At 31.7% G+C, this 7,884-nt stretch carries 12 protein-coding genes; 9 read left to right on the forward strand and 3 right to left on the reverse strand.

The window, feature by feature from the left end:
• The 3 genes from HAW63_04985 to HAW63_04995 form a co-directional block, all read left to right on the forward strand.
• Positions 1-318, forward strand: a 318-nt coding sequence (locus HAW63_04985) for a UDP-glucose 4-epimerase GalE (GenBank protein ID MBE8163323.1), incomplete at its 5' end; no start/stop codon positions are given.
• Positions 319-322: 4 nt separating this feature from the next.
• Positions 323-1,042: a glycosyltransferase family 25 protein gene (locus HAW63_04990; GenBank protein MBE8163324.1), complete on the forward strand. Its 720-nt coding sequence runs from the start codon at positions 323-325 to the stop codon at positions 1,040-1,042.
• A 16-nt stretch (positions 1,043-1,058) separates the two neighbouring features.
• The gene (locus tag HAW63_04995; protein MBE8163325.1) at positions 1,059-2,150 is read left to right on the forward strand and encodes a glycosyltransferase; all 1,092 of its coding nucleotides are present in this window, start codon (positions 1,059-1,061) and stop codon (positions 2,148-2,150) included.
• 11 nt (positions 2,151-2,161) lie between these two features.
• Here HAW63_04995 and HAW63_05000 read toward each other — a convergent pair whose 3' ends face one another.
• From HAW63_05000 to HAW63_05010, 3 genes are read right to left on the reverse strand one after another with little or no spacing between them, the layout of a single operon-like run.
• Positions 2,162-3,016 (reverse strand): MBL fold metallo-hydrolase, encoded by an 855-nt coding sequence (locus HAW63_05000; GenBank protein ID MBE8163326.1) that lies wholly within the window; start codon positions 3,014-3,016, stop codon positions 2,162-2,164.
• A gap of 20 nt (positions 3,017-3,036) precedes the next feature.
• On the reverse strand, positions 3,037-3,480 hold the full coding sequence (locus HAW63_05005; protein ID MBE8163327.1) for a YeeE/YedE family protein: 444 nt from the start codon (positions 3,478-3,480) through the stop codon (positions 3,037-3,039).
• Positions 3,481-3,536: 56 nt separating this feature from the next.
• Complete coding sequence (locus HAW63_05010; GenBank protein ID MBE8163328.1) at positions 3,537-3,953, reverse strand: YeeE/YedE family protein; 417 nt, start codon at positions 3,951-3,953, stop codon at positions 3,537-3,539.
• 207 nt (positions 3,954-4,160) lie between these two features.
• On the opposite strand from HAW63_05010, the gene HAW63_05015 reads away from it, so the two are divergent.
• The 6 genes from HAW63_05015 to HAW63_05040 all read left to right on the forward strand — a co-directional run.
• Entirely contained in the window at positions 4,161-4,937 is a 777-nt protein-coding gene (locus tag HAW63_05015) for a sulfite exporter TauE/SafE family protein (protein MBE8163329.1), read from the forward strand.
• Between the two features lie 77 nt (positions 4,938-5,014).
• Positions 5,015-5,317, forward strand: coding sequence for a rhodanese-like domain-containing protein (locus HAW63_05020; protein ID MBE8163330.1), 303 nt, complete (start codon positions 5,015-5,017; stop codon positions 5,315-5,317).
• Positions 5,318-5,348: 31 nt separating this feature from the next.
• The gene (gene glpX, locus HAW63_05025) at positions 5,349-6,329 is read left to right on the forward strand and encodes a class II fructose-bisphosphatase (protein MBE8163331.1); all 981 of its coding nucleotides are present in this window, start codon (positions 5,349-5,351) and stop codon (positions 6,327-6,329) included.
• 53 nt (positions 6,330-6,382) lie between these two features.
• A complete protein-coding gene (locus tag HAW63_05030) occupies positions 6,383-7,090 on the forward strand; it encodes a hypothetical protein (protein MBE8163332.1) in 708 nt (235 codons plus the stop codon).
• Positions 7,091-7,113: 23 nt separating this feature from the next.
• On the forward strand, positions 7,114-7,551 hold the full coding sequence (locus tag HAW63_05035) for a polyketide cyclase (protein ID MBE8163333.1): 438 nt from the start codon (positions 7,114-7,116) through the stop codon (positions 7,549-7,551).
• A 21-nt stretch (positions 7,552-7,572) separates the two neighbouring features.
• Positions 7,573-7,884, forward strand: a 312-nt coding sequence (locus HAW63_05040) for a hypothetical protein (protein MBE8163334.1), incomplete at its 3' end; no start/stop codon positions are given.

Genomic DNA, 7,884 nt, shown 5'->3' on the forward strand with positions numbered 1-7,884 from the left:
ATTCATATTAGTGATTTAGCAGATATTCATATTAAAGCTTTAAATTTTTTAAATCAAAACAAAAGTGAAATTTTTAATTGTGGTTATGGGCATGGTTATAGTGTTTTAGAAATTGTTAACACAATGAAAAAGGTAAGTGGGATAAACTTTAGCGTTAAAATAGCAGAAAGAAGAGAGGGAGACATTGTTACCATGGTGTCTGATACAAAAAAGCTAAAAAATAACATAAACTGGCTTCCTCAACATGATAACATTGAATTTATATGCAAAACCACTTTAAATTGGGAAAATCTTTTAATTAAAAATAAAGGAAATTAATTTTGTGAATTATCAAATTTATTATATTAATTTAGACACTAGTATTAAAAGAAAAAATTTTATGGAAAATCAATTTCATAAATTGGGAGTGCAAGCTATTCGAGTATCAGCGGTTAACGGCAGGCAGCTAGATGAAAATACTGTAATAAAGCTTAATAAAAGAACAGTGTTTTCTCATTTTTCTTCACCATTAGCAGGGGAGTTAGGGTTATTTTTAAGTTATAAAAAAATATTTTCTTTAATAGAAAATCAAAAAGAAGATTATGCTATTTTATTAGAAGATGATATTTTAATTAAAAATGACTTTTTTGAAAATATAGAAGCTATTTTATCTAAATTAGATACCGCCAGTATTTTAGATATCTCTGGAAGGTCGGGGTTTTGGAAAAAAACTAGTGTACCTGTTTTTAAAGATGTACTTATGCAACAATTTTCCACACCAGCTCTTGGTACAACAGGAAGAATTTATGGAAAAATAGCTGCTAAAAATATTAACCAAGCCATGCCTTATTATTTAGCCCCTATAGATGTAATGCTACAAAAAATTTATCAACATAAAGTTTCTGTTTATTCTTTAAATAAGTCTTATGTTTGTCATTCTGAAGAATTAGTAGGTGGAACTACTATTCAAGTTAAATCTATTAAGTGGTGGAAAAAATTTTTTAGAGAACTAAAGCGACCTTTTTGGCGATTGTCTATTAAACTAGGAAATTTGTGTAGGTAAAACTTAGGAAGTTACAATGAAAAACATTTGTTTATTTGTGGATAGTTTAAAAGGCGGAGGAGCTGAGCGAGTTGTTTTAAACTTGGCAAGTGCTTTAACAAATATGGGGCATAGAGTTGATATTGTAGTACTGGGCAATGGAGTAGATTACTGTGTTGAACATATTAAATATAATATTCATATTTTGGATATTTTAAATCACAAAAAATATTTAACTAAAAAGTTTAAATATAAAGATTTAGCAAGAATTACAGAGGAAAAGGTAATAGAAATTGGTGTAAAATTTGATTTATTTATTTCTAATAACGTTGTTACGGATAAAATTTGTCAGTATATAAAGGTAGAAAATTTGTATTTTTGTATTCATAGTAGTTTGTTAAATAATTGCAAAATGAAAAAGGTTTTTATTACTAAGTTATTGTGTCAATTAAAGTACTCTTTACTAATTAAAAAGTTATATAGGAAAAAAAATATAATTACAGTGTCTAAAGGTGTTATGAAATCTATGTTAAGTACAGGGTTGAAACCAAAGAATATAGAGTATATTTATAATCCTGTAAATTTTTTAGACATTCGAAAGCAAGCAGATGAGTATGTTCCTGTGGAAAACAACTATATTGTGCATGTTGGCAGCTTTTCAAGAGTGAAGCGGCATAAATTTTTAATTCAAGCTTATAAGAAATCACAGGTTACGCAAAAATTATTATTAATAGGAAATTTTAATACTAAACATGGTAGAAGCTGTAAAAAGCTAGTTCGAGATTTAGGTTTAGAAGGTCAGGTAATTTTTAAAGGTTTTTGTCCAAACCCTTATCCTTATATAAAAAACGCAAAAGCATTAGTACTCAGTTCTGAATTTGAGGGATTATCCATGGTATTAATAGAGGCGCTTGTCTTAGGGGTCCCAGTAATTAGTACCAGTTGCACAGGGCCTGTAGAGATTTTGGTAGAGGAGTTAAGCCCGTTTTTATCCCCTGTTAATAGCGTAGAAGAGTTTTCAAAAAATATTAAAAAAGTAATTAAAAATCCACCACTTATAACAGATAAGTTTATTAGTAAATTTGATGCAGAAAAAAAAGCCACACAGTATTTACAATTATGTAAGTAAATATTTTTTATCTACCCCTTAAACATCGGCATTTTTAAAAAAGCATTGCCATTTTCATCAGTCTCAAATTTACCAGCATTGATATTAATTTGAATACTTTGAAATAATAATTTTGGAGAATTTAATTGTTTGTCTCTATCCTTTCGAAATTTTAAAAAATCTTCTAATTTAGTATCTTCCTTTATGTGAATATTGTTTTCTTTTAAATCTTTAATAGTGGTTTGAAAATGAAGAGGTTCGCCTTTTTCTGGATAATTATGAGCTACATAAACTTTGGTGTCTTCATTTAAAGTGTATAGTTTTTGTTTTACAGAATGAAATAAAGTTTTTGCGTCTCCTTTTGGAAAATCACAACGACCAGTTCCTGTCTCTGGAACAAAAATACTATCGCCAACAAAAATTTTGTCTTCTATTAAATAACTAAGGCAAGAAGGGGTGTGGCCAGGGGTATGAATAGCTTTAATTTTTATAGACCCTGCAAAAAACTCTTCTTGATCTTTAATTAATTTATCAAACTGACTGCCGTCGGTGGCTAAATGGGAAAGTTTAAAGATCGATTTAAATACGCTTTGTACTTCTGTAATATCTTTGCCAATAGCTACTAAAATATTAGGAAATTCTTTTTTAAAAAATTGAGAGGAACTAATATGATCGGCATGAGCATGAGTTTCTAAAACTAAAGAGGGTTTTAAATTATTACTTTTAATGTAATCCATTTGTTCGTTAAAACTGGTTGTACTATAAGTACCTTCTGTAGAATTAAAATCCAGCACAGGGTCTATAATTAAAGCATCTTTGCTTGCCGGGTCATAAACAATGTAACTAATTGTTCCGGTTATTTTTTCAAAAAATTCTTTTACTTCCATGTCCTCTACCTTTAAAGCTGCTATTTTTTACAACAATGATTTTTGTAATGCAGTGCAAATTTAGCTAAAAACATACCTGCAATTAAACTAAAAACTAATACTATTGCTTGAGTGTTAATAAGAAAGCTAGTTAAAGCAGGGCCTGGACAAAAACCAGAAATTCCCCAACCGGTACCAAAAAGAATAGAGCCAATAATTAGTTGTTTGTCCACTTTTCCCTGAGGAGGTATGAAAAACTCCTCATCTAGTAAAGGTTTATCTTTCTTTTTTATAACTAAATAATAGGCGGGCATATAAACTAGAATTGCTCCAGCCATTACTAGTAGTAAAAGAGGGTTCCAGTTACCCGTTACATCTAAAAAATCAATAATATTTTGCGGTTTAGTCATTCCCGAAATGGCTAAACCTGTTGCAAAAAGTAAACCTAAGTTAATTGCGATAATATTGTGTATAGTGTTTTTCATATTTTCCTATTTATTTATTTATTAGTTAGTTAAAAAATTTTCCTATTTATTATTTTTTAAAAAAATGTTTTCATCATCCAAACGCTTAGCATTCCTGAAACAATAAAAGTAACAGTGGCCACAAGAGAGCGAATAGAAAGGCGACTAGACCCACAAATACCATGCCCACTGGTACAACCATTACCTAGGTAAGTACCTGCTCCCACTAATAATCCTGATAATCCTATTCCCCAGTAATTTAAATAAGAGTTAATGGAAAATAATTGTGGTTGTTGAATGTTAAGTAACAAGCCCATAATGATTAAGCCAAATATAAAAGAAATTCTCCAGCCTTTGTCGGGGGCATTGTTAATAAAACTGCCCTTTAGCATGCCACTAATTCCAGCGATACGCCCATGAAATAATAATAATAAAATAGAGCTAAGCCCTATAAGGCCTCCTCCAAGGAAAGCTAGTAAATAGTCATTAAACATAAAAAACACCTTTTTTTGTTAGTTAAATATTGATATTCTTATGTATCTATTACACATAATTTACCAGTTCTTCAAGAGGGAAGTAAAAAAAAATATTTTTTTATATTTGAGCTAAAATTTTGTTTCTGATAGGTTAAAAAGAGGAATATGGGGGCAATAGATAGTGGTAATAAAAAGTAAAATTTACTTTTGTAATTTTAGGAAAAAATGCTGATTTTATTTTGTGCATTAGGGATTGGTGGAGTAGTAGGCCTTTTGGGTTTTGGCCCAGCCCTTTTAAGTTTGCCCGTTTTATTATACATAAAAGGGGATAGCTTTACCTCTGCGGTTTTAATGTCCTTAATTATAGGGATGGTTTTTTCCAGTGTTGCTGGTTGGAGCCGCATTTCTGATATTTCTATAAAAAAAGCGGCCGTATTTTTTCCGCTAGCCGCTTTAGGTTCCTCTTTTGGTGTCCATTATTCTACAAGTCTTATAGAGTTTTGGCGTGTGATATTATTATCCGTAGTGAGTTTTATTGCAGTGGGCTTAATTTTTTATAGATTATATAAAGACAAAGTAGGGCGAAGAGCAAACACGCAGCAGTTAAGTAGCAAAGCCCGTGTAGTGAATATTTTCTTTTTTTTATGCTGTAGTTATATTGTGGGGTTTTTGTCTGCAATCCTTGGTGTCAGTGGAGGCTTTTTAATGACGCCACTGTTTATAGTAGCATTTTCTTTACCACTTTCTGTAGCTGTAGCCACTAGTCTATTTTTAAGTGTGGTAAATTCTATAATAGCGTTATTTTTTTATTACCAAAGCCAACCTTTAAATAATTTTTTAAAATTAGATTGGTATTTTTTATTACAATTTTTAATTATAGGAATACTAGGGGTTATTGTAGGTGTAAAATTTGCAAAACGATGTCCCTCGGTTGTGTTAAAAAAACTATTGGCAGGTTCTTTGTTTTTATTGGGCTTATGGAACCTTTATCAGGTTTTTTAAAACTAAATAGTAGACATTAAGCACGAAGCTAGTTATTAAATACAGAAAGTAAAAAAGTCAGGGGAGTTGTTATGCAAATGGATGAAATCTATAAAATATATAAAAATGTTCCCGAAGGGGAATTGTTACTAGATGTTAGGCGTCCTGACGAATTTGCAGAAGCCAGAATTCCCTCCTCTATAAACATTACTCATACAGAGGTGGGCAAACAGGCCGAGCAATTAAAAAAATATACTAAAATTTATGTATATTGTAGGTCTGGGGGAAGGTCTCAAGTGGCTGCTCAAATATTACAAGAAGCAGGCCTTACTAATTTATACTGCATTAAAGACTCAGGAATGATGGACTGGATAGCTGCTGGCTATGAAGTAAAATCGTAGGGGTCTGTCCTCTAAAAAATAAGTAATTATTATGAATAGAAATTTAGCTTTAGAGTTTGTTAGAGTAACAGAGGCCGCTGCCTTGGCTAGTTCGCGTTGGATGGGGCGAGGCGACGAAAAGCAGGCCGACCAAGCTGCGGTAACGGCCATGCGCACGGCATTTAATTCGGTTTTAATGAAAGGCCAAGTGGTTATTGGAGAAGGCGAAAGGGATAAGGCACCTATGCTTTATATTGGAGAGCCTGTGGGTTTTGCTCACACAAAAGAAGCAAAAAAAATTCAAAATACAGAAATTTTCCCCGAAATTGATATTGCCTTAGATCCTTTAGAGGGAACCACAATTTGCGCCAAGGGAGGGGTGGGTGCTACCTCTGTTATTGCTGCGGCCAAAAAAGGTAATTTACTACATGCTCCCGATATTTATATGGATAAGTTAGCTTGTGGGCCTAAAGGCAAAGGCTGTTTAAGTTTAGACAACACGCCTGCCAAAAACATTAGTATTTTAAGTGAAAAATTAAAGAAGCCAATTTCTGATTTAACCGTGGTGGTTTTAGAGCGACCTCGCCATGAAGAGCTGATTAAGCAAGTTAGAGATACGGGTGCTCGTATTTGCTTAATTGATGATGGAGATGTTTCTGCAGGTATTGCTACTTGTACGCAAGGCTCGGGTATTGATTTGCTTTTAGGTATTGGAGGGGCTCCAGAGGGAGTAATTACTGCGGCGGCTATTAAATGTTTAGATGGAGATTTTCAAGGCCGTTTGCTATTTTCTAATGAAGAAGAAAAACAAAGAGCCAGCAAGATGGGCATTTCTGATTATAATAAAATTTATCATTTAGAGCAATTAGCAACAGGGCCTGTATTATTTGCAGCTACAGGGGTAACCGATGGTCCTTTTTTAAAAGGGGTTCGACACTTAGGCAAAGGTAGGGTGCAGACCCATTCTGTGGTTTTTCGTTCGCAAACAAAAACGCATCGTTATATTCAAGCAGAACATAGTTTAAAGTTTTGAAAAAAATATAAAGGTTATTGTTTTTATTGGGTAATTAAGTACAAAATAAGCTTATGTTATTAAGTGTATTTCAGTTATTCTTGCGATGGCTGGTTTTTATAGCCGTTATATGGCCTGTACGCGCAGGGGCAGTGGCTTTGCCCTCTTCTAGCTCTGTTAAACCCGTGTATTGGCAAAGCTTTTCTTTTTCTGTTTCGCTTCCAAAAAATATTAACCCACAAGTGTGTAATTCTTCTTTTGTTACTAAGTATTTTAAAGCAGAAAAAGATTTAATGACTGCTTCTATAGCTTATGTAAAACAGCACACAAATAATTTAAAGCAACTTTATGCGCAGGTTGATTTAGATTTAAAAAAAAAGCAGATAGAGAAAGATAAGTGGACAGAAAAAAAAGTAGGATTAAACCACTTAAATCAGTATGCAGAATCTTTGTATATTGTTTCGGATAATTTAATTGTTTTTTTTAATCAACTAAAAATTTGTTGGAAAGAAAGAAGTTCTAGTTTTATTTCTTTACAAAAAGTAATTAAAAACTATAGGCTTCAAGATGCTTTACTTGCAGAGGTTATGTTTTATTTTTCAGATCAGTTGCAGCAAGTTTTTTCTTTATTAAATAAAAATAGTTTAAGTGTTCAAGATAAAAAACAAATTTTAGATAAAGGAAAGGCAATAATGCAGGTGTCTGAAGAAATGCAAGCTATGTTATTAGCTAATTACGCTATTTTAAGCAAAGACTTAAGATACAGTGTTAAAGTTTACTAGGAAAGGTAAAAAAAGGAAGTTTTATGGCCTTTGTTAAAAAAGAAGAAAATTTTAAGTGCACTGCCAAGCAACTATTTGATATTTTATCAGATTACGAAAGTTATCCTGATTTTTTAGCAGATGTAAAAGGTATTAGTATTTTAAAATCTACAAAAACTTATAAAATTATTGAGTACACAGTAGCAATTATTAAAAATGTTACTTATCAGCTGCGAGTAAAAGAAAAAAAGAATAAAGAAATTACTTGGACTTTAGAGTCTGGGTTACTTTTTAAATCTTTAGAGGGTTCGTGGGTTTTAAAAGAATCTAAAACCAAAAAAGGAACGACAGATGTAATTTACGAAGTAGAGATGAAATTAAAATTTTTTGCTCCTAAACTTATTGAAAAAACTTTAGTAGAAGTTAATTTAAAAACTATGATGAAATCTTTCAAAAAAAGAGTAAAACAGCTTTATGGATAAGCTAATTTTATTCCAATTATTATGTTTTGTCATTTAGAGCATCAGTTATTATCTTTTTATAAAAATCAAAAACTTCCTGTGGAGTCTAGCATTTATTTAGCGGTATCGGGTGGTTTAGATTCTATGGCTATGTTAGCCCTCCATCAAAAATTAAAAAAAGCTTTAAAAATACACTTAACAGTAGTGCATTTTCATCATGGAGAGGTATTTGGTAAAGAAAATATAGCTCAAAATAATTTTAGAAACAAAACTTACAAAGCCCTTCAAGAATATTGTGAAAAACAAAAAATTGCCTTTATTAGCAATGCTTTAAAAAGTAGTACAAAGCAAAGC

Source organism: Pseudobdellovibrionaceae bacterium (assembly GCA_015163855.1).
Lineage (GTDB): Bacteria > Bdellovibrionota > Bdellovibrionia > Bdellovibrionales > UBA1609 > JAAOIH01.

Coding starts and splice junctions, on each gene's coding strand:
- HAW63_04995 (MBE8163325.1), top strand. CDS start 1,059: ATGAAAAACATTTGTTTATTTGTGGATAGTTTAAAAGGCGGAGGAGCT.
- HAW63_05000 (MBE8163326.1), bottom strand. CDS start 3,016: ATGGAAGTAAAAGAATTTTTTGAAAAAATAACCGGAACAATTAGTTAC.
- HAW63_05005 (MBE8163327.1), bottom strand. CDS start 3,480: ATGAAAAACACTATACACAATATTATCGCAATTAACTTAGGTTTACTT.
- HAW63_05010 (MBE8163328.1), bottom strand. CDS start 3,953: ATGTTTAATGACTATTTACTAGCTTTCCTTGGAGGAGGCCTTATAGGG.
- HAW63_05015 (MBE8163329.1), top strand. CDS start 4,161: ATGCTGATTTTATTTTGTGCATTAGGGATTGGTGGAGTAGTAGGCCTT.
- HAW63_05020 (MBE8163330.1), top strand. CDS start 5,015: ATGGATGAAATCTATAAAATATATAAAAATGTTCCCGAAGGGGAATTG.
- glpX (MBE8163331.1), top strand. CDS start 5,349: ATGAATAGAAATTTAGCTTTAGAGTTTGTTAGAGTAACAGAGGCCGCT.
- HAW63_05030 (MBE8163332.1), top strand. CDS start 6,383: ATGTTATTAAGTGTATTTCAGTTATTCTTGCGATGGCTGGTTTTTATA.
- HAW63_05035 (MBE8163333.1), top strand. CDS start 7,114: ATGGCCTTTGTTAAAAAAGAAGAAAATTTTAAGTGCACTGCCAAGCAA.